18 protein-coding genes are annotated in these 20,470 nt (G+C 53.6%); 9 read left to right on the forward strand and 9 right to left on the reverse strand.

Features of this window, described 5'->3' with window-relative positions; all coding sequences use genetic code 11:
• The 8 genes from tssI to ACIPIZ_RS21720 form a co-directional block, all read left to right on the forward strand.
• Positions 1-1,662, forward strand: a 1,662-nt coding sequence (gene tssI, locus ACIPIZ_RS21685; protein WP_401167320.1) for a type VI secretion system tip protein TssI/VgrG, incomplete at its 5' end; no start/stop codon positions are given.
• Positions 1,652-2,395 (forward strand): DUF4123 domain-containing protein, encoded by a 744-nt coding sequence (locus tag ACIPIZ_RS21690; RefSeq protein WP_401167323.1) that lies wholly within the window; start codon positions 1,652-1,654, stop codon positions 2,393-2,395. The genes tssI and ACIPIZ_RS21690, both read left to right, overlap by 11 nt.
• Positions 2,392-7,308, forward strand: a complete 4,917-nt coding sequence (locus tag ACIPIZ_RS21695) for an RHS repeat-associated core domain-containing protein (RefSeq protein WP_401167326.1) — start codon at positions 2,392-2,394, stop codon at positions 7,306-7,308. Before ACIPIZ_RS21690 ends, ACIPIZ_RS21695 begins: the two co-directional genes overlap by 4 nt.
• 27 nt (positions 7,309-7,335) lie before the next feature.
• Positions 7,336-7,758 (forward strand): hypothetical protein, encoded by a 423-nt coding sequence (locus ACIPIZ_RS21700; RefSeq protein WP_122661348.1) that lies wholly within the window; start codon positions 7,336-7,338, stop codon positions 7,756-7,758.
• Between the two features lie 92 nt (positions 7,759-7,850).
• A complete protein-coding gene (locus ACIPIZ_RS21705; protein WP_253482696.1) occupies positions 7,851-8,294 on the forward strand; it encodes an SMI1/KNR4 family protein in 444 nt (147 codons plus the stop codon).
• Positions 8,295-8,466: 172 nt separating this feature from the next.
• Positions 8,467-8,772, forward strand: coding sequence for a hypothetical protein (locus tag ACIPIZ_RS21710; RefSeq protein WP_122661350.1), 306 nt, complete (start codon positions 8,467-8,469; stop codon positions 8,770-8,772).
• A 436-nt stretch (positions 8,773-9,208) separates the two neighbouring features.
• On the forward strand, positions 9,209-9,598 hold the full coding sequence (locus ACIPIZ_RS21715) for an immunity 22 family protein (protein ID WP_301303415.1): 390 nt from the start codon (positions 9,209-9,211) through the stop codon (positions 9,596-9,598).
• Positions 9,599-9,885: 287 nt separating this feature from the next.
• On the forward strand, positions 9,886-10,197 hold the full coding sequence (locus ACIPIZ_RS21720; RefSeq protein ID WP_122660392.1) for a hypothetical protein: 312 nt from the start codon (positions 9,886-9,888) through the stop codon (positions 10,195-10,197).
• A gap of 1,107 nt (positions 10,198-11,304) precedes the next feature.
• Here the strand turns inward: ACIPIZ_RS21720 and ACIPIZ_RS21725 are convergent.
• From ACIPIZ_RS21725 to ACIPIZ_RS21735, 3 genes are all read right to left on the reverse strand, one after another.
• Positions 11,305-11,688: a DUF6124 family protein gene (locus tag ACIPIZ_RS21725; RefSeq protein WP_122660393.1), complete on the reverse strand. Its 384-nt coding sequence runs from the start codon at positions 11,686-11,688 to the stop codon at positions 11,305-11,307.
• Between the two features lie 194 nt (positions 11,689-11,882).
• Complete coding sequence (locus tag ACIPIZ_RS21730) at positions 11,883-12,248, reverse strand: DUF6124 family protein (RefSeq protein ID WP_122660394.1); 366 nt, start codon at positions 12,246-12,248, stop codon at positions 11,883-11,885.
• A gap of 377 nt (positions 12,249-12,625) precedes the next feature.
• A complete protein-coding gene (locus ACIPIZ_RS21735; RefSeq protein WP_401167401.1) occupies positions 12,626-13,438 on the reverse strand; it encodes a VanW family protein in 813 nt (270 codons plus the stop codon).
• A 225-nt stretch (positions 13,439-13,663) separates the two neighbouring features.
• On the opposite strand from ACIPIZ_RS21735, the gene ACIPIZ_RS21740 reads away from it, so the two are divergent.
• A complete protein-coding gene (locus ACIPIZ_RS21740; RefSeq protein ID WP_064392909.1) occupies positions 13,664-14,467 on the forward strand; it encodes a glycosyltransferase in 804 nt (267 codons plus the stop codon).
• Between the two features lie 337 nt (positions 14,468-14,804).
• Here ACIPIZ_RS21740 and ACIPIZ_RS21745 read toward each other — a convergent pair whose 3' ends face one another.
• The 6 genes from ACIPIZ_RS21745 to ACIPIZ_RS21770 all read right to left on the reverse strand — a co-directional run bounded on the left by ACIPIZ_RS21745 (position 14,805) and on the right by ACIPIZ_RS21770 (position 20,271).
• Complete coding sequence (locus tag ACIPIZ_RS21745; RefSeq protein ID WP_064392910.1) at positions 14,805-15,389, reverse strand: hypothetical protein; 585 nt, start codon at positions 15,387-15,389, stop codon at positions 14,805-14,807.
• Positions 15,390-15,474: 85 nt separating this feature from the next.
• Positions 15,475-15,672, reverse strand: a complete 198-nt coding sequence (locus ACIPIZ_RS21750) for a hypothetical protein (RefSeq protein ID WP_064392911.1) — start codon at positions 15,670-15,672, stop codon at positions 15,475-15,477.
• A 10-nt stretch (positions 15,673-15,682) separates the two neighbouring features.
• Positions 15,683-15,925 carry a hypothetical protein gene (locus ACIPIZ_RS21755; RefSeq protein ID WP_064392912.1) on the reverse strand — a complete coding sequence of 81 codons (243 nt, stop codon included), beginning with the start codon at positions 15,923-15,925 and terminating at the stop codon, positions 15,683-15,685.
• Positions 15,926-16,092: 167 nt separating this feature from the next.
• Positions 16,093-17,160: a lipocalin-like domain-containing protein gene (locus ACIPIZ_RS21760; RefSeq protein WP_401167334.1), complete on the reverse strand. Its 1,068-nt coding sequence runs from the start codon at positions 17,158-17,160 to the stop codon at positions 16,093-16,095.
• The gene (locus ACIPIZ_RS21765; RefSeq protein ID WP_401167337.1) at positions 17,150-19,621 is read right to left on the reverse strand and encodes an FtsX-like permease family protein; all 2,472 of its coding nucleotides are present in this window, start codon (positions 19,619-19,621) and stop codon (positions 17,150-17,152) included. Before ACIPIZ_RS21765 ends, ACIPIZ_RS21760 begins: the two co-directional genes overlap by 11 nt.
• Entirely contained in the window at positions 19,618-20,271 is a 654-nt protein-coding gene (locus ACIPIZ_RS21770) for an ABC transporter ATP-binding protein (protein ID WP_064392915.1), read from the reverse strand. The genes ACIPIZ_RS21765 and ACIPIZ_RS21770 overlap by 4 nt, the downstream gene beginning before the upstream one ends.
• Between the last annotated feature and the right edge of the window lie 199 nt (positions 20,272-20,470).

Here is a 20,470-nt window from a genome sequence, read left to right on the forward strand (position 1 = left end):
CAAAGCAACGCCTACGAATTCAAGACCGGTTCGATTTATCCCGAACGCATCTACTGCGTGCAATACGATGAATCGGACCTGCATTTCATCCAGCGCCTGTGCGAGGAAGAAGGTATCCATTACCACTTCGAGCACACGGCGACGGCGCACAAACTGGTGTTCGGCGATGACCAGACGGTGTTCCCGAAACTCAAGCCTGTGGCCTATCAGCAAGACTCCGGCATGGTCGCCAGCGACCCGGTGATCAAGCGTTTCGACCTACGCTTGGAAACCCGTACCAGCCGCACCACGCGGCGCGATTACGACTTCGAAAAACCGCGCATCACCCTCGAAAGCGAAAACCGTGGCGACGCCCTGCCCGATCTCGAGGACTACGATTATCCGGGTCGTTTCATCGACCGCGAGCGCGGCAAGCACCTGGCCAAACGCGCCCTCGAACGCCATCGCAGCGACTTCCAGTTGGCCGAAGGCAAAAGCGATCAGCCGTTGCTGGTCAGCGGCCACTTCCTCGCCCTCACCGCGCACCCGAAAGCCAAATGGAATGACCTCTGGCTGCTCACCGAAGTCCTCCACGAAGGCAAACAGCCGCAAGTGCTGGAAGAGTCGGTAACCAGCGACACCACCGCACTTAAAGACGATTTCCACCAGGGCTACCGCAACCGCTTTCAGGCCACCCCATGGGACGTGCCCAACCGCCCGCCCCTGCGCCACCCGAAACCACGCATCCTCGGCAGCCAGAGCGCCGTGGTCACCGGCCCGAAAGGCGAAGAGATCCACTGCGACGAATACGGCCGCGTCAAAGTCCAGTTCCACTGGGACCGCGAAGGCCAGGCCGACGACAAAACCAGCTGCTGGCTGCGCGTCTCCAGCGCCTGGGCCGGCGCCCAATACGGCGGCATCGCCATCCCGCGTATCGGCATGGAAGTGCTCGTCACCTTCCTTGAAGGCGACCCCGATCAACCGCTGATCAGCGGCTGCCTGTACCACAAGGAAAACACCGTCCCGTATGCGCTGCCGGCAAACAAGACCCGCAGCACCTTCAAGACCCTCAGCTCGATGGGCGGAGGCGGCTACAACGAACTGCGCATCGAAGACAAAAAAGGTCAGGAACAGATCTACCTGCACGCCCAGCGCGACTGGGACGAAAACATCGAGCACGACCAGAAAATCCGCGTCGGCAACGAACGCCACGACACCGTTGAAAAGAACAGCTACACGGAATTCAAAGCCGAAGAACACCACACGGTTTATGCCGATCGCAAAGTCGAAGCGCGCGCCAACGACCACCTGACCGTGGGCGTGAACCAACACATCAAGATCGGCACCGGTCAGTTCATCGACGCCGGGCAAGAAATCCACCTCAGCAGCGGCATGAAAGTGGTGATGGAGGCCGGTGCGGAGCTGACCCTGATCGGTGGTGGCAGCTTTATCAAGATTGATGCTGGTGGTGTGACCATGAGCGGCCCGGTGATCAATATGAATTCCGGCGGAAGTCCAGGCAGCGGCACCGGTGCCGCGCCGCTGATGCCCGGAATCCTGAAACAGGCCGACGCCGACAAGGCCGGCCAGGTCCTGACCCCGGCCCAGATCAACACCCTCAAACGTAACGCGCCGTTTTGCGAAGAATGCGAAAAATGCAAGGCAGGTGCCTGTGCCATCTGATCGAATTACGCCCAAGGACTGGCTGGCGCAACAGCCGTTGCAGACTGGCGAGCGTTTGTATCTGGTCATTAGCGCAGCAAGCGATTCCGACGCGCTGAAAAACCTCTACCTCACCGAACCCTCCGCCCAACTCCTGCCGATCTGGGGCGGCACGCCCTACTCCACCTGGCAACCAGTGATGCCCTACGTCACCGAGCTCAAAGCCAATTCCGCGTTCCTGCCGTGGATCGCTGAAACCGACGCCCTCGACTGGGGTTGGCTGGCGGTATCGCGTTCGGAGCCGAACGAAGTGTTCGAGCATCTGCGCAGCCTGACTCAGGTGAAGATGCCGGATGGGACCGAGGTGTTTTTCCGGTTTTGGGATGGGCGGCATATCTACCCGATTCTGCATGGGCTTGGGGAGAAGGCCGGGGAAGTACTGCCGATGTTTGAGCGGTATCTGATTAATGGGCAGTCGCTGGAGGTTGGACCGAGGGCGCTGCCAAGAGTGAAGGATTGGCCGTGGTGGGAGGTGCCGAAGGATTTACTGGATGGGTTGATGGCCGAGAACCCGTCGACTGTTATCGGCAACATGATGCAGTGGCTGCTGGATGAGCATGCCGATCTGTACTTCTCGTTCCCTGAGTCGAACTTGAAACAAAAAGTGGCGCGATTTGTAAAACGCACGCCGCTCACGGAAGAAAATTTTACCGGCCTGCTGAAGGCCCATCTGGAAAGGGAGGTAGATGTATGAGCTTGGGCGAAACTTTTATTTATCTCACCGAGAAACAGCCGGACGAAAAAGAGATAATCTCCGATTTTAAGAGCTGCCTCTCGGAATATCGCTCTTACGCCACATATTTGGATGGCCTTGATGTGGAACAACAGTTCAAGGTCGGCGACGAAGTGGCAAAGGCAGCGCCTAAGGACAGCAAAAAAAAAGCCGTAGACTATGCTACATGCCCTGAAAATGGAAAGCTTACACTTATTCATAGTTTCGAATCCGCACGATTCGTACCAATTGGAAACACTCCAGTCGTACTAGTCCCCGTCGATACGACAGGCAAGCCGATGGGGGCTGCCATAAAAAAGCAAATCGGCCCTACCGGGATCGAGGTCATTCCTGGTCTGACGCCTCATCAGCGATATATGGTGACCTTCTTTCCCAATCCTACATCTGCAGACCTCAAACGTTTGTTCGACTCCTACGATGGCGTCATTGGTGATTTGGCGACATGGTTGGAGAACGAATGGAAGATAACGTGCCTGCCGCTCTGGCAAAAACACAACGAAGCATCCCTGTCTGAGAAGTTTTTTCAAAAATTACAAGCTGACTGGGATGGATTCTGGAGCTTCGTGATGAGTATATGGGGCGATATAAAATCGCTCTACAAATTGGTTGCGCACCCTCTAGATAATTATAAAAAACTCAAAGAATATTTCACCGAAGAGCAAATCAAAAAAATCTATAACTCATCGAAAGAGTCACTTCGAACCGCATTCTTGATTGCATGCGATGAACCACTTCTATGGGTTTATGTTTATGCAGTTTGGTCTTGGGTCACTATGCTGCCGCCGCAAACGCGCGCTGAGGTTGTCGCAAGACTCAAGACTGAAATCGTTTACATCATCCTCGGAATTATCTTCACCGCTGGTCTTGGCATTGCATTACGTGCTAGTGCAAAAGCGGTCAAGTCAACGTTGCAGGCTCAAAGAGCTTTCGAATTGGTAGAGAAGGTCACGGCCAAGCTGATTGAGATCAGTCGAATTCGCTTCAAAGCACACGCTGAAGCAGCCGCCCCGGTAAGGCTTTCTGGTGTAGGGGTAACCAACGCAAGCAAAAAAGCAGCGGCGGAGATCTTCCCTCATACGCCGGCACAATCGGTCGTTCCTCCAAAACATCCCACACCGGCGGCCGGTGCCAAGGTTGAACCAGACTCTCAGGTTCACGCGAGGAGCAAAACTCAGAACGAAACCCAGCTGCAGCAAATAGAGCCGGTTCAGAACGTTCCGGAACAACCGAAGAACCCAGCAGACAAACCCAGCGACTGTGTAACAGCAACGTGCAAGAACGGTGATCCGGTTTCTATGGTAACCGGAGAAGAGTTGCTGACGCTTACCGATGGTACGCTGGCTGGACTGCTGCCCTTCGAATGGACGCGTCTTTATCGCAGCAGTGCAGTTGAAATAGACAGTCGTCTGGGTCATGGGTGGAGTCATTCGCTTTCCCACAGCTTGCAACTCGATAATGAGGGCGTGCTGTGGACTGACAATGAAAACCGCCAGACTCGCTTTCCAATACCGACTGAACAACGTCCGGCCATTACCAACAGTCTGGCTAAGGCGGCAATTTTCCTGGGCGATGCGCCTGGAGAGCTAATCCTCAGTCAAGCCGGATCAACAGAACGCTTCTACCACTTCCGTGCCGGGCGCCTGACAGCTATCAGCGACGCCTACGACAACCGGTTGCACATCAGCTACGACCTGGTTGATCGTATTCAACGCATCGATAACAGGGCTGGTCGCTCGCTGCTTTTACGTTACGACGACAGGCATATCGTCGCAGTCGATTACCAGCAACAGCGTTCAGAATACAACGAGCGTGGTGAACGCCAGGATCCCTGGGTGACCCTTCAGACACTCGTCAGCTACCGCTACAACACGCAGAAACAATTGGTCTCCTCGACCAATGCTGCCGGCGAAAGCGAGCACTATCGTTACAACGACCAGCACGTCATCCTTGAGCGTCAACTAGCGGGTGGCGCCAGTTTCTTTTGGGAATGGGAATACGAAGGTAAGCACTCCCGTTGTATCCGTCATTGGACGAACTACTCGTCACTCGAAACACGATACGAGTGGGACGATAACGGGTCGGTCACCGTATACAACCCCGATGGCAGCGAGCAAATCTATGTGCATGACGAAAATGCACGCCTGGTCAGCGAAACCGCAGCAGACGGTGGTGAAACACAGAAGGCCTATGACGATGAAGGGCGACTGGTTGCGGTCAAGGACCCGTTGGGCGCTGTCGTCGAGTACCAATACAGTAAAGCTGGCCGCCTAATTGCGGTAATTCCCCAGGAAGACGAGCCTACACGGTACAACTACTTCAACGGCCAGCTTGTTGATGTTCAATGTGGCAAGGCACGTTGGCAGTACATCCGTAACCGTCAAGGCGACATCACCCAGCAAATCGACCCTGAGGGTAACGAAACCCACTACAGCTACGACCGGCATGGCCGCCTGCTGGAAATTCGTCACCCCGACGGCAGCCGTCATCAACTGGACTGGAACAACCTCGGTCAATTGCTGGAAGAGCGCTTGCCCGACGGTGGCCAGCGCAAGTACCGCTATGATGCGCTGGGTCGGCAGATCACCCGACAGGACGAATTCGGCGCCATCACTCAATACCAGTGGGACGTCGCCAACCGTCTAACGCAGGTCACCCTACCGGGTGGCGCGAGCCGTGCGTATGCTTACAACGCGTATGGCCGCGTCACCGCCGAACGCGACGAGCTTGGGCGTATCACTCGTTACGAGTACGCCGACAACCTGCACCTGATCAGCCGCCGCATTAATCCTGACGGCAGCCAACTGCGTTATCGCTACGACAACTCGCAACTCAACCTCACCGAGATCGAGAACGAGCGCGGCGAACGCTACCAACTCGACTACTACTCGAATGGCCTGATCCAGCAGGAAACTGGTTTTGACGGTCGCCGCACTGCCTACGAGTACGACCTCAACGGCCAGTTGCTGAAGAAAACCGAGTTCGGCGATGACGGCAGTGAACTGGTCAGCGAATATCAGCGTGATGCTGCAGGTCGTCTGCTGGTCAAGACTTTGCCCGACGGCGAAGAAATTCACTACAGTTATGACGCCTTGGGCCGCCTCGTAAACGTCGACGACAGCCATTGGCCGCTCGCCTATGAATACGACGTGCAAGATCGGCTTGTCACCGAGCATCAGGGTTGGGGCACCACGCGTTATGAGTACGACAGCGTTGGCCAGCTAAGCCACTGTCGCCTTCCAGATGGGAGCACGCTCGATTACCGTCATCTACCCGGCGGACGCCTGAGCAACATCGACCTGAACGGCTCACGCCTGACCTCTCACCAGTTCAGTGCCGGTCGCGAGCAACAGCGACAACAGGGTTTGCTCCTAAGCCAATACCAGTACGACGAACAAGGTCGCCTGCAAGCGCATAGCGTTAGCCAACGCGACAAAAATCTATTCCAGCGACGCTACAACTACGACGCGAATGGCAACCTAGCCGGCGTAGATGACACCCGCAAAGGTAATCGCAGCTATCACTACGACCCGTTGGATCGACTGACCAGTGTGCGTGGTGCGACACCGGAAAGCTTCGCCCACGATCCAGCAGGCAACCTCCTCGGTCAGAATGACCTGCCCGTAACCAATTTGGCTAACGTCAAAGGCAACCGCCTGCTGATGCAGGGCGACCGCCATTACGACTACGACGCTTACGGTAATTTGAGCCGTGAACGTCGTGGCGCCGGTCAGAAACTCGTCACCGAATATCGCTACGACTGCCAGCATCGTCTGATCGGCGTCAGCCTGCCGGGCGGCAGCACTGCAACTTACAAATACGACGCCTTCGGCCGTCGCATAGAAAAAACCGTCGACGGCCACACCACTGAATTCCTGTGGCAAGGCGAGCGCTTGATCGCTGAAAGCGCCGAGAACCGCTACCGCAGTTACATCTATGAACCGGGCAGCTTCCGTCCGTTGGCCATGCTCGACGGCGAAGGTCCGCGTAAGGTCACCCCGTTTTACTACCAACTCGACCACCTCGGCACACCGCAGGAACTCACCGATTACAGCGGCGAGATTATGTGGTCGGCCAGATACCGAGCTTATGGCAACCTGGCGGCACTTGACGTCAGCGAAATCGATAACCCGTTGCGTTTTCAAGGCCAGTATTTCGACGCCGAGACGGGGTTACATTACAACCGCCACCGCTACTACAATCCGGGGACTGGACGGTTTTTGACGCCGGATCCGATCAAGCTTGCGGGTGGGTTGAACAACTACCAGTACGTGCCTAATCCTACGGGGTGGGTAGATCCGTTGGGGTTAAATGGATGCCCAGGTGCAAGTGGCAATGCAGGATTAAGATCTGAAAATCCTGCGAGTAAGGCTGTGGTCAAAGATGGCGCTCCACCTCCACCTGAACCGCAGATGTCACCTGAACAACGTCGAGCCAGAATTGAACAACTGTCCGAAGCAAACGCGAAGCGTCAGGTTCAAGCAATCGAACAGAAATATAATATGCACACCATTGGCAAGCATGGACCGGAGATCCCGGACGCAGTGATGAAGCAGCGGGCAATAGATGGCACAGATCCAATTACTGGTGCTACAGGTAGGGTCAACAAAAGCTCCCAATTTAAGAGTTGGAAAATGCAATTGCATGCCCTCAATGAAGCTTTAACCAGAAAGACTCGTGGATTGCCTGCCCATACTGGTTTTGACAGAAATCAGAATCCGATCGTTAGAATAGAACAACCTGGTGCTGGCCGAGGTTACAAGCCAAACAGAAGAGATAGTCAAAACCCTATTCTTAATGAGAGCATGAATGGCGCTGAAATCAAGTTTGACAAAGTCGATACGGACAGGCCCTTTACAGCTTTCCCCATTGACTGAATAATTCATCAATACGGACAATACAAAATGTTAAAAGCGCCCAACACAGAACTCCCCTTCAAGCCAACTATTGACTCGTTCCTCGCAGGGCTGGACACAGAATATAAAGATGAAAATTTCAAACAGTCGCTGTTAGCATTAGACCCAAATGATCCTGATGACAGGATAAAAATAATAGAAAATTACATAATTAAAGATCAAGAATACCTGACATACCGACACAAATACCTGCTAGTCAAAGAGTTGGAAAAAGCGCTAAGCAAACAAGATTACGATTTCACACATCCATTTGAATATGATTACGAGAGTGACGAAGCCTCATCTTCTCCATGGTCCGCTGATGAAATCAACACGCCTCGCAGTTTTTTTGAAGCAATTTTGAACTCGGCTGAAAAAAAATGGAAATCTGATTTAGCCAAAGCGGCTACCGAAAATCAATCCACTTGGTGAGGACAGCTTGGTTAGAATCAGAAAAGGGACAGATTTATTTTCTAAAAACTGAAAATGAATCTATCCCCTTTTCTCCTTGAGTAAGCAGAACCATGCATAAATACCAAGACTTGATAACGAAACTCGATAACTCCGACGAAGAAACATTTTGGCTCGGACCCGCCAATGCCGAGCAAATTAAAAAACTCGAGAACATTCTAGGCATAAAGCCGCCTGAAGATTTCGTTGACTTCTTGAGTGTATGCGGTGGTGGTGCAGCAGACTCAGAAATATGCGGAATTGAGAATAATGATGCAACTCTAGATAACGGCGGAACTTTAAATTACAGCACCATGTACTGCCGTTCAGAGTTCGAACCACCTAGTCATTTTGCCGTCATTTATTTAAAAGACGACGAAGTTTGCTGGGCAATTGATTGCGGCCCCACGGGAAATGGACAGGTCATTAGCTACGATCTATTTAAGCGCAAACCGTCTAAGAAAATAGCGGAGAACTTCTATTCATTCTTTGAGGAATACGTCGAACTCAGAACTTAACTTTCAACCGTGAAAGAAAGGGAATACAAAAATTGGACTAAAGACAAAAAGACCAAAAAAGGACCAAAAAAGGGGACAGATTTATTTTCTAAAAAATGAAAATAAATCTGTCCCCTTTTTTCCCATATCTGAAGAAGCCTTCAAAAAACTAACCAAGAAGAAAAAATAATCGATGAACACTGATAAAATAATAACGCTCGGCGGAACAATTATTTTCGATGATCTCTCCACATTAGTTGGAAGCGACATCAAACTTATTACCGACGATTTAAAAGAAGATCTATTACAGGCATCACTGCCACTCGAACAAATAATTGATATTGGATGGTACCCAGAATTCAGCGAAAATGGCTCCTTTAGAATCTCGCTAATTTCAGATCAAAACTGGGAGTCGCCCACGCACAGCGAAAGCGCGAAAACTTGGACTGAACTTGAAAGAGCGTTAGATCACACTCTGAATAAAATAAAAAAACCTTAATCTTTACGCAGGCGTAAAATAGACCTTTCGTAAAAAACACCACTCCCGAAAACTTTAGGCCTATTTGCCGCTTATCGTAAGGTAAAACGGGGACAGACCACGATTCCTTTTTTTAAAACGGAGCAGACCACAGTTTTTTGAATCTATATAAAAAAGGGGACAGATTTATTTTCTACAAACTGAAAATAAATCTGTCCCCTTTTCTGCTGAGCAGATCTATGAGCTACGAACCGCGATTGCTGAAGTGAAATTGTGAACCCTACTGGTCATCATGGGGGCAAAGGGTCCACAAAAGCACATAATGAAATACTTAAAATAATTGACAATTCGAAAGATTACGGCGAGTTCCGACAGGGCCTCAATGAGTGGGCGGGTCGGAGGTTAGAAGGTGGAGTTGACTCTCTCCCATCCGGCCTTAAAAATTGAGGAGAAAAAGATGAGTAATAAAAAAACAGTATCAATTTGGACTGCAAACGCCGACTGGCAGCAATCCACTCTTCGGGAAATAGTGACGCCTGCCTATTCTGACGATGGAGAATCTCTAGGATCGGAGTTCAGCAATGCATTTTCTCTGGGCTTTATTGACGACGACTTTATTGAAGCTAATATCGTAGAGCCAACTAAAAATTTGGAAAAAGCAATCGAGGATTTTTCTTATGACTCCGATATCATCGCTGAAATAAAAAAGAAAAACCTCTCTACTTCACCTGAAAAAATAAACACTGTTATTACAATTTATAATTGTGCTTATAAAGGAAAAACCACAGCTTCCATATTACGAGGCATCGAATTTACATATCGAGGTCAGTTTAAATATCAAGATTAGGACACATGAGACGCAACCGATAAAGATTGAAATTTTTACTTTCCTAAGTGCCCATCAGATGACATTTACCCTTCAACCTTAAATGCTCGCGACTAGCCTCGTCGATGTCAAAGACAAGCACCCGACGACACCCTTCCTATATGGGTAATTGCACCGTAACGAGGGACAAACCACGTTTTCTTTTTCTGAAGGTAATCTGGAAAATATGGCGATGGCGGAGCACAACAACTCCATCTAGATGGGCAAAAAGTAAACTTCGACAAACTCGACGTACTTCCGGAAAAAAAATGAGAACTTTTTATGTGATTGCTAGTAAGGATATGGAGCCAAACCTCCCGCATAGCTCAAACTGGCCAAAGCTTATAGGCTACTCCTTCGCAGATAACTATTTTTACTTATCCGAAGGCAAAGGCCACGGCTTTGCCGCGAACGACATGCTTGAATCGAAGGCTAAAAGACCAGAATGGCTTGAAATATTTACAGCTTTAGACGCGACTTGGTTCCTCAACATGATTGACAACACTAACTTCACCAGCGAAACGGATTTCCGTGAAAAACTAACAGCACACATTGGCAACGTAGATATAATATTATTTTGACCAACTCGAGTTCGGTATTACACCAGCAGGCAGAAGACAAAAAGAGAACAGATTTATTTTCTACTAACTGAAAATAAATCTGTCCTCTTTTCTGGTCCAAATACGAAATACCAAATGGAAATGAAGCAGGCGCTTATTCTAAAGAATGGGTTCCCGGAGGTGAAACGAAGAGCGGCACTAAAGAGGCCGCTCTTATTGGTTCTGAAAAAATCGACCACGGCGCCGACATGAACAAACCCCTAAGCCAATTTTACGACTGCGAAAAACCTCAATGACAACTAACTTTGAAATAGCCTTGAAAAATAATGAACTCCCTGACTACTTCAGAGGTAATAGCCAATATTTCACAAGAGACCCCGACTGGGGAACCCAGTTGCATATTATAAATTGGCAAGGACTATGCGGCTATTTAAAAATCGCTAGAAAGCTCGATCGAAATATTGAGGAATGCATTTAGCGTATACGTAAACTCGGTTGAGTTTACAAAAAATGACGCCAGCGACCTGCTTGAAAACATTGGCTGCTATTATCACCTAAGAAATAAACATCCTTTCTTGTCAAAAGATGGATTTGATCTTGTACGCGATACTGCTGATAGTGAGAAACAGAAGATTTTACATATCATGATTTCTGAGAAAAACAATCGAAGCCAACAATGATATTCAAGACCTTGAACTCTATAATCGCCGCATTAGAAAACTCATTGATGACGGCGGCCCAACCAATATAGAGAGCCTCTAACTCTTTAGACGGAACCCACTGTAAATCTGTCCCCTTTTCTGCAAAAAATGAAGATGATCTAATTACATTATTTGACACTCACATCGAACCTGAATTCAGAAGCCGTATCATGAGCGAACAGCAATGGTACATAGACACACTCACATTCCTTCTAAAGAAAAAAGAAAAAAGAAAAAAGAAAAAAGAAAAAGGGATAGATTTATTTTCATCTAGAAAATAAATCTGTTCACTTTTTCTTCTTTTCTTCTTTTCTTCTTTTCTTCTTTTCTTCTTTTCTCTGTTTTTTTCTTTGAGTGGTCAAGAGCAACTTCGCGCCAAAGCAAGCGCAAGCTCCCTCGCCACACCTTGCTTTTCAACCATCCTATTTCAGCCCGACACAAGCCCCGGTGCCGGTTGCTTCAATTCGACGTTATCCAGCGCCTTGTTCACCGCCAACTCCCCCAACATCACCACCTGCGCAATCCCCAACAACGTATTGCGGTTCGGCCCTTCCAGCATCCCGGCAAAATCACCCAGCATCACCGTCGCCGAGGCCAAAGACTCACAGGCATTGACCAATAAGGTTTCAGTGTCGGATTGCGGATTGACCATGAACAAAGTGCTGGGGCTGTAGGGCGTAGCCATGATCTTCTCAGGCGCAAGATAATGATCAAGCGCCCGCTCCGCCGCCGCGTGAAGCTTCCTCGAATCGAATGATTCATAGGGCGACGTCGGGTCTGGCACCGGCGGATTGTTCGTGGTTTCGGACATCAACTGAAACTCCAGCAAGCGCCCATCAAGGCACTCCAAAAGAAATGACCACCGCAAATGAATTCCCGTGTAGGAGATGCCGCAGGCTGCGATCCTTTGATCTGCTCTTCAACAATCAAAAACAGAATCAAAAGATCGCAGCCTACGGCAGCTCCTACACGTTGTTCGCGGTGCAACCGTGCATCAAGCCGCAACTAGTGCGGCAAGCGGCGTCCATCCAGGACTCGATTGACCATCAGCTCACTCAGCATGATCACCTGATGCAGCATCAGCATGGCCCGGCGTTGTGAGTTATCGATGGCGTCGCCGATATCACGCGCCATGTCGCTGGCAGCGGCTAACGACTCGCAGGCTTCGACGAGCAAGGTTTCTTCGTCCACGGCGGGGTCGACGAGGAAGATCTTGCTGGTTTTGCGGATCGGGATTGAGAGCTTCAGTGAGCCGGGGTTGAGATAGAAGTTGATGGCGCGGTCTGTCGCCTCTTTTATCTTTTGAGGTTCAAGCGATGGGTCGAACGGGATCGGATCGGCGTCCGGTGGGTTTGGCGTTGGTTTGAACATTGATGAAGCTCCGTATCAAGAAAATAGGAGCCATCACCCTCGCTACCAAACGATGGGTGGCGGCCATGCGCGGGTTGGTAGACCGGTCGATACGGAACCCGGCGCTCACGAATGAGCCCCACGCATGTCCACCATAAAACGCAGCCGCAAAAAAAGTGGCTGAATAAGGTGGCGCCATACGGCCGTACCGAAGCGGGCTACCAAACCCGTTCACTGTTTTGCAGTGACAGGGAAACGATATAGCCCGCCCTATAGGCGCGTATGCCGGCGGATTCTGGAGTAGGCGTAGGCAACGGCGCAAGGCGTTGTAGCCTTTGTGGCGTAACGGTTTGTGTAATTTAAACTTGCCTGGCTGGGTATGTTTAAGCAAAAGCCCGCTACCCGATCAACTCTTCCATCACCTCATATTTGACCACCACCCGATTCCGATACAACCTCACCCTCTCCACCAATTCCCCAACCTGCCCTTTTTCCCTGACCTCTCGCCAAATCTCGTTCTCGCGAAACACCCTGCTGCCTTCCCGCACAAACCGATGCGCCTCTTGAAACACGTGATAGCGATACTCCCTTACCCGATCACACAACAACTCCCCTTCGAGTTGTGTCTCGCCGACGTTCAACTTCAGCTGAAAGCTCCGATCCGTCGGGTTATGCAGCACCAGATCAACGTAGTTGTAGAAAATCGCCGCCCCGGACCCGAACGGCAGCACCCGCCCTTCATCCGGAAACGGGTCGAAGCTGTGGTTGGAACGCTCGACCACCACCAGCGGTGAATGAATGGCCATCCAGTGAATCAGGTTGCTCAGTTGGCAGATGCCGCCGCCGACACCGCGTCGTGCCTCGCCGAAAGACAGTTCCATGCCTTCAACGTAGCCGCGCTTCAAAGTCGGGCGGCCGACGAGGCGGCAGAAGGAGAAGTGTTCGCCGGGGGCGATGATGACGCCGTCGATCGCGGCGACGGCGAGTTTCAGGTTGATGACTTTATTGTGTTGCAGGGCGAGGTCGGAGTCGCCGAGTTTGCGGATGAGTTTCGAGGTGTGTTTGAGGTAGCGATATGGCAGGCGCTCGACCGTGGCGACGGGGCGAGCGTAGCGTTTGCCGGAGCAGCGCCAGGCAATCTGGCGGAACAGTCTTTTTTGCCACACGCGCAGCCAATACAAGGCCGGGTGGTAGAGGGAGAGTGGTTTCATCCGTGACACAACGGCGATTGCCGTTTCTTCCTTGAACCGTGATAGGGCACGCATTTTATCCGTTAATGGTTGGCAGCACCGCATGCATTTCATACACCAGCGGTCTCAATTCGACACACTCTGCCGGTTACCCAATCCGCAAATTAAGGTTCGCCTAAGGTTGTCTCGCTAAGATCGCGGCCACGAAACCCTGTCGCCCTTGAATCGCAGATGAGCCCTTCTGTCATGAATGCCTTTAATTTGCCCACCCCACCGCAGGCCAATTTCAGTCTGGTCCTGGTCAACTACAAAACCCTGGACTTGACCCGCATGTGCCTGGAGCTTTTGCGCGAGCACGTCACGGAACAGCAGATTCCCGTGTGGGTAGTGGACAACGATTCGGCGGATGCCAGTCTCGATTACTTGCGTTCTCTGGACTGGATCAACTTGATCGAGCGGCCTTCGCCGGGTAAAGAGGCCGGACATATTGCCCATGGCAAAGCACTGGATCTGGTGCTGGACAAAGTTGCCACTGATTACCTGTTTCTGCTGCACACCGACACTTTCGTTTACGACAAGGAAGTGTTTTCGATGATGATGCGCGAGTGTACAAAAACGCCGGATATCGCCGCCGTCGGTTGTGTCGAGCAAATCAATCGCGGGATGTTGCGCGATACCTGGCGTCTAACTTCGCGTTTCTGCAAACACTATGTTCGACGGGCGAAAACGCAATTGGGGCTGAAAACCAAAGAGCCAAAACCGTATAGAGAGACTCACCTGAAGAGTTTCTGCACTCTGTGGAATGCACGGTTGATGAAGTCCCAGGGGCTGCACTTCTGCATGGATGATCGGGTACCGGGTTATACGCTGCAGGATCGGATGTCGGCTCTGGGCTACGGCATCAAATTCCTGTCACCTCGGAAGATTTTCCATTATCTGGATCACATCCAGTCCGGAACCGTTGCGGCAGCAGGCACTTACGGCAAGGATCACCGCCGCACGAAGATGTATCAGGCGTCGCTTAAGCGCTTTCAGGGACAGCGAGCGTAGGCCGGGATGCTTAAAATCGGCACAAACAAAAAGGGCGACTCTAGAGTCGCCCTTTTTGTTTGCAGAATTTGTATACAACCACTTTCTGAAGGTGTTCGCCCAGTGTAATGGCCTGGCAATCCATGCACCGGTAAAGAGCCCTGACACTGGGCGAACGGAGGGGATTTTAATAGAAGTTGGCGCTTATGTCGTCATTGATAAAGATGAAATTTATGTACTAGAAAGTTAAAAAGTGTGTATCGCCGATATTTACCGAGAAACTTCCGACAACACACTTTTATATGATTGTTCTCATACCTAAACCTGTACAAGAACAATCACTCTGTAGAGTTAATGCTCAACTTTCGTGTTGACTGGTCACTTTTAAGATATCGGTGTAAGTGACGATGACGCTCTGCCCTTCTTTCAAATCTTTCAGTTTGGCTTGAATTTCAGGCTTTTTCACGTCGAGGACTTTCGATACGCCCGCCGGGTTTTGCAGGGTCACCTGATTTGTCTTCAAATCAATTTTGGTGATTTTCAATTGCACCTGAACCTGACGGTACGCTTCACCACCGGGGTTATCACTGCCCGGGGCCTTACGCAGCTCACCGGTACGTTCGGTGGTGCCAGGCAGACCTTTATCCACATCGGTGTCGAGGTAGGCGGCGACGGAACGCTGCACTTCGATGTTGACCTGATCGCCGGCCTTGAGATTGGCGAGGTTTTTCGCCTTGTCGCTGAGCTGAACATGAACCGGCTTGCCTTCGGCGCCTTCGAGCACAACCTGATGGTTAGCGGCATCGACGGAGATCACTTTGGTGGTGACCTGATCTGCTTCAACAGTGGCAGACAGCGGAATATCGGCAGCCAGGGCGCCGAAGCTGGTGGCGGACAGTACGGTTGCGAGGGTGATGGCCTTGGCCAGTGCGTTGAGCTTCATAAGCAATACTTTCCCTGTGATGAATGGCAGCGCCCGGCGCCGAATTGGCTTCGGCGACGAACGTGCCACTGAGCATAGACGCTGTTCAGGGCTTGGCTTTGGTTTGTGTCGAGGAGGTCTGTTGTTTTGCGGTGTCCTGCGCGGTGGATTCGCCGCTGGGCGTGCCTTTGCCGCTGTTTTCACGCTGTTTCGGGTCGGTGGGCCGCAGGGCGTCGTTGTCGCGTTCGGTTTCGCCCGGTGGGCGGGGTTCGTCGGGGTGTTCGCCTTGGGTGATCGGTTTCATCGGGTTGTCCTCAGGCTTCGGGGTCGTCGAGTTCACGGGCGACGTTGATGGCGGGGGAATCCTTGTGCAGGTCGTCGGCCTTGGCGCGCAGGATCTGCCATTGCTCAAGGTCGATGGCGCCTTGGCCGAGCAGGTCGTCGGCGATGCGTTGCAGATCGAAGTAATGTGCGTCGGGGGATTGCTGCCAGTAGGTCTGGTCGTCGAACAGGCGCTGCCAGGAATTCAGGTCTGGGGGTTTCAGGTCGTCGCTCATGGCTAATCCTCGGCAGATTTTTCTGTAGAGGACAACACACCAACCCAAGTTCAAACCGATCCATTGTAGGAGCTGCCGAAGGCTGCGATCTTTTGATTTTGCTTTTAAAAAACAAGATCAAAAGATCGCAGCCTTCGGCAGCTCCTACGGGGATTCGTGGGTACCTTTCAGTACCCGGTCATTTCCAGATAGCCCTGGCCGGGATGGCTGCCGCTGATGTGCACCGGGCCCTCCCAATACGGGATGCGCAGGTTCATCCAGGCATTGGGGTTGAGCGCGTCGAGGCTGATGTCGAGGTGTTTGTCGGGAATGCTGATCGACCATTTCACCGGCATCGCCCGGCCGGCGACGTTGGCGGTGTCTTGCGGGGAGAGCCGGATCTGCGAACTGCGCAGGGTTTGCGTCTGGCCATCGGCGGCTATCCACGTGCCGGTGAGATACGGCACGCCGTCCTTCTGACGCATGCGATAGAGCATCACGTGTTCGCCGCTGTCCAGGTGCAGGGAAAACCAGTCCCAACCGGTTTGATTGGCGGTCAGCGGCTGGCTGCTCCATTCGCGATCGAGCCACGCGGGGCCGCTGACGGTGTAGCTCTGGCCGTCGATCTGCAATGTTCCGCTGGCCTGGAAAAACGGCTGACTGTAGTAATACGAAGCCTGACCTTCTTCGGATTTCTGGCTGAAACCCTTGTCCCCCTGCAACACCAATGGGCGGCTGGAAGTGAGGTGCAGTTGATAGGCGAAATCCTTGTCGCGCGCGCTGAGCTGCAAATCGCTCAGAGGGTCCTGCGCCTGACTGGCAAACCGCCAATCGTCGATCCACGCCTCGAACGGTGCCAGTTGCACACCCGCTTGCCCTACCCCGCCTCGCGCATAACGTTCGGCAGCGTGATGCACCGTGCTGGACGTCACCGCCGCATGCCCCAGCCAGATCGTCTGATTGGCCCAGCCGGCCTGCTCCGCCAGCGGTTTCAGCGCACTGCGAAACAGCGTCCACTGCACGCCGAATTCATTGCCCTGCTGATCCTTGAGATTGGCGGTGATGTACCACCACTCGATGCGAAAGCCATCGTGCGCGCCGTGATCCGCCGGAAAACTGAACACTCGCCCCGGCACCACCGGCGTAAACGCCAACGCCTGATCGCCCATCCCGGCGAAGCCTTTCTGCTCCGGCACCGATTGATCGCAACCACCGAGCAGCAACAAAACCATCAGCACAACGAGCTTAATCCTCATGGGCAAACGTCCTCAGCAGATCAGCCGGTTGCGTGCGACACAGCGAATACAGCGGCCATGCCGAAGCCAGTAACGTCGCCAACAACGCCAGCCCCATCAGTTGCAGCAATTGCCACGGGAACACCCGCAATGGCAGCCGCCAGCCAAACGCCTGCACATTGATCACCGCATCCAGGCACCACGCCAGCGCGATGCCCAGCGGCAACGCCAACACCAGCGTCAGCACTGCCAGCAGCCACGTCTGTCCCAGGTTGAGCAGCATCAACTGCCGTCGCGTCACGCCCAGCGCCCACAACGGTGCGAGTTGGCCGAGGCGACTCTGACTCTGGGTCAGCAGGCTGATAAACAGCGCCACGCCCGCCACCGCGAGGGTCAGACTGTTCAACGCTGCCGTCGCGGCAAAAGTGCGTTCGAACACCTGAACCGACCAGCCTTTGAGCCGTGCCTGATCGACGATGCGGCTGTCCTCCAACTGAAACCGTGCCTGCAATGCGCTCAGCAATGGCGGAATATGTTGCGGGTCGATGCGCAGGTTGAAGCGATTCGGCGTCAGTTGCGGCCAGCCGCGCAGCAGGTGATTGACGTTGGCGATCACGTGTCCCTTCGGGTTGCCGTAATCGGCGTAGATGCCGACGATGCGTGGCGACCACGAGCCGTTCGGCGTGGGAATCGTCAGGTGTTCGCCAGCATGTAGTTTCAGGCGTCGGGCGAGTTGCTCGCTGAGCATCACCGCATCATCCGTCGCCAGATGCCCCCACGGATCACCGCCGCTGGAATCGAGCAACGGCCAGTGCTGGCGATAATGCGCATGATCGATCACGCCGAACACCTCCGTCGGCCAGCCCTGCAACGTCACCGACACCTGCCAGTTGGGCAGCACTGCCGCGATGTTCGACTGCTGCTTGAGCCAGCTGTACATTTCCCGGGACTGCGCCGGGTTGGTCGGGTTGATGTACAGCTCGGCGCTCAGACGCTGTTCGAGCCAGTCATCGAAGGTCTGACGAAAACCGGCCGTCATGCTGCCGGCGCCGATATTGGCAGCGAGGGCCAGCAGCAACGCCATCAGCGCCAGACTCAACGCGGGCAATTGCTGACGGCAATCGGCGAGAAACCACTGGCCGAGCACTGAGCGACTGCGCCCGAGCAACTGACTCAATATCGCACTGAGCAACACCGGCAGCGCCAACGCCGCGCCGAGTAGCAGCCCGGCCATCAACACGAAGCCGCTGGCCAGACTGTCGCCCCAGATCAAGGCCGCCAACGCAATCAATCCCAACCCCGCTGCCAGCCAACCCTGGCGCCGCAACCAACGCGCATATTGCTGATGCCAGGCTTGCGGATCGGCCACGGCCAACAACGGCAAACGCGCAGCACGCAATAGACTGTTGGCCCCAGCGAGCAAGGCGCCGAGCAGACTCAAGCCGATGCCGCTGAACCACCACCAAGGGCTCAGACGCAACTGCCCCGCCACTTCCGCGCCGTACAAACCGCGCAGGCTGGCGGCGACGTCCGGCAGCAGCACACTGGCCAACCAATAGCCGCTGATCACGCCGAATAGTCCGCCGACCAGTGCCAGCACACCCAGCTCAACGATCAGGCAAACAATCAACATTTGCGCGCTGACCCCGCAGGCGCGCAGCGTGCGCAGCAAGCCGCGACGCTGTTCCAGCGCGAGGCCGATGGCGGCGTGGACGATGAACAATCCGACCAGAAACGAGAGAAAGCCCAAGGCATCCAGATTGAGGTGAAAGCTCTCGGTCAGGCGTGCCAGATTGTTTTCTTCGCCGCTGCTTTTGAGTTGCAACTGGCCTTTGAAGGAATCCGGCAGTTCACCTTGGAAACCCTTGGGTAACAATAGCCGCGACAGTTGCCCAGGTTGTTCGAGCAGTGTTTGCGCAACGCCGATGTCCACCAGCAAAACGCCCGGCGCCATGTCCTTTTGCACCAGCAACGGTGGCAACGACAGCCCATTCACGGTCTGCGGCGTGTCGCCTTCGTGCAGGTTGAGTGCCTGCAAGGTGTCCGGAGAAATCCACGTGCTGCCCGGCGGCGTGAAGAATTCGACGATGCGCTCGATCGGCAAGGCCTGCCCGGCCACCGCCGAATCGGCTGGTAGCGACACGGGCTCAATGCCCATCAATTGCAGCCGCTGGTTTTCGTGATCCTTGAGCAGCAGGCGCCCCTGCAACAGCGGCGACACCGGCCAGCCTTGACGGCGCAAATCGACAAACCATTGCTGGGTGAACGTCGCGCCGCTTGGCGTGCTCAGACTGGCCTGCGGTTCGCCGCCGATCATCTGGCTGGCGCGGGCGTAGCTGTCACGGGCCTGACTGTTCAGCGCTTCGACGCCGGTGAGCAAACTGGTCGCCAGCCACAACCCGGTCAGCACACTGAAAAACTGCACCGGATGGCGTCGCCAATGGCTGAGCAGCGCGCGCAATGTCTGACGAAAAACCATCACGTCAGCCGTCCTTTGGATAGCACCACACGCTGAGCCAATTGCGCCGCGACCCGCTGACTGTGAGTAACCATCAACAACGTGGTGGGCGTGTCGTCGAGCAATTCCAGCAACAAGCGCAGCACTTCATCACTGGTCGCCTCATCGAGGCTACCGGTGGGCTCATCGGCCAACAGCAATTTCGGCTGCGACGCCAATGCCCGGCCCAATGCGACCCGCTGCTGCTGACCACCGGAAAGTTGCTCGGGATAGCGCTTGAGCAAATCGCCGAGCCCCAGGCGCTGCACCAGGTGCGCCTGCCAACGCGGCTCATGCCGCCCGGCCAGACGCGCCTGAAACGCCAGGTTGTCCTCCACGCGCAGACTGCCGATCAGGTTGAACTGCTGGAACACCAGACCGATTTCTGTGCGCCGCCAATTCGCCAGTTGCGCCTCGTTCATCGCCTCCAGCCGATGCTCGCCACTGCGGATGCTGCCGCTGTCGACTTTGTCGAGACCGGCCACCAGGTGCAGCAACGTGCTTTTGCCACTGCCGGATTCGCCCATCAGCGCCAGACTGCTGCCGGACTCGAGCGTCAGGTCGATGCCTTGCAGCACCGGCAATGGGCCTTGCGGGGTGAGATAGCTTTTGAAGACATTTTCAACACGAAGCATGCCGCCACCTGATCGGTCAGTGTGGGGCAAGGATAGCGGATGGCGGTGACCGCTCGGAATCTTGCGGTGAATTGAACGTTGAGTTTGTTGCAGGTAGGGCATGCGTCCGAAAGCTTGGCGGGATCGGAAGCAAACGCAAAAATTCAATGAACCTCACACCGCCATCGCGAGCAGGCTCACTCCTACCTTTGGAATCCAT

Source organism: Pseudomonas sp. NPDC087690 (genome assembly GCF_044743175.1).
In the GTDB taxonomy this organism is placed as follows: Bacteria; Pseudomonadota; Gammaproteobacteria; order Pseudomonadales; family Pseudomonadaceae; genus Aquipseudomonas.

What these genes read in the sequence shown, in the direction of transcription:
- ACIPIZ_RS21695 (WP_401167326.1), top strand. Translation starts at nt 2,392, where the DNA reads ATGAGCTTGGGCGAAACTTTTATTTATCTCACCGAGAAACAGCCGGAC.
- ACIPIZ_RS21700 (WP_122661348.1), top strand. Translation starts at nt 7,336, where the DNA reads ATGTTAAAAGCGCCCAACACAGAACTCCCCTTCAAGCCAACTATTGAC.
- ACIPIZ_RS21705 (WP_253482696.1), top strand. Translation starts at nt 7,851, where the DNA reads ATGCATAAATACCAAGACTTGATAACGAAACTCGATAACTCCGACGAA.
- ACIPIZ_RS21710 (WP_122661350.1), top strand. Translation starts at nt 8,467, where the DNA reads ATGAACACTGATAAAATAATAACGCTCGGCGGAACAATTATTTTCGAT.
- ACIPIZ_RS21715 (WP_301303415.1), top strand. Translation starts at nt 9,209, where the DNA reads ATGAGTAATAAAAAAACAGTATCAATTTGGACTGCAAACGCCGACTGG.
- ACIPIZ_RS21720 (WP_122660392.1), top strand. Translation starts at nt 9,886, where the DNA reads ATGAGAACTTTTTATGTGATTGCTAGTAAGGATATGGAGCCAAACCTC.
- ACIPIZ_RS21725 (WP_122660393.1), bottom strand. Translation starts at nt 11,688, where the DNA reads ATGTCCGAAACCACGAACAATCCGCCGGTGCCAGACCCGACGTCGCCC.
- ACIPIZ_RS21730 (WP_122660394.1), bottom strand. Translation starts at nt 12,248, where the DNA reads ATGTTCAAACCAACGCCAAACCCACCGGACGCCGATCCGATCCCGTTC.
- ACIPIZ_RS21735 (WP_401167401.1), bottom strand. Translation starts at nt 13,438, where the DNA reads ATGAAACCACTCTCCCTCTACCACCCGGCCTTGTATTGGCTGCGCGTG.
- ACIPIZ_RS21740 (WP_064392909.1), top strand. Translation starts at nt 13,664, where the DNA reads ATGAATGCCTTTAATTTGCCCACCCCACCGCAGGCCAATTTCAGTCTG.
- ACIPIZ_RS21745 (WP_064392910.1), bottom strand. Translation starts at nt 15,389, where the DNA reads ATGAAGCTCAACGCACTGGCCAAGGCCATCACCCTCGCAACCGTACTG.
- ACIPIZ_RS21750 (WP_064392911.1), bottom strand. Translation starts at nt 15,672, where the DNA reads ATGAAACCGATCACCCAAGGCGAACACCCCGACGAACCCCGCCCACCG.
- ACIPIZ_RS21755 (WP_064392912.1), bottom strand. Translation starts at nt 15,925, where the DNA reads ATGAGCGACGACCTGAAACCCCCAGACCTGAATTCCTGGCAGCGCCTG.
- ACIPIZ_RS21760 (WP_401167334.1), bottom strand. Translation starts at nt 17,160, where the DNA reads ATGAGGATTAAGCTCGTTGTGCTGATGGTTTTGTTGCTGCTCGGTGGT.
- ACIPIZ_RS21770 (WP_064392915.1), bottom strand. Translation starts at nt 20,271, where the DNA reads ATGCTTCGTGTTGAAAATGTCTTCAAAAGCTATCTCACCCCGCAAGGC.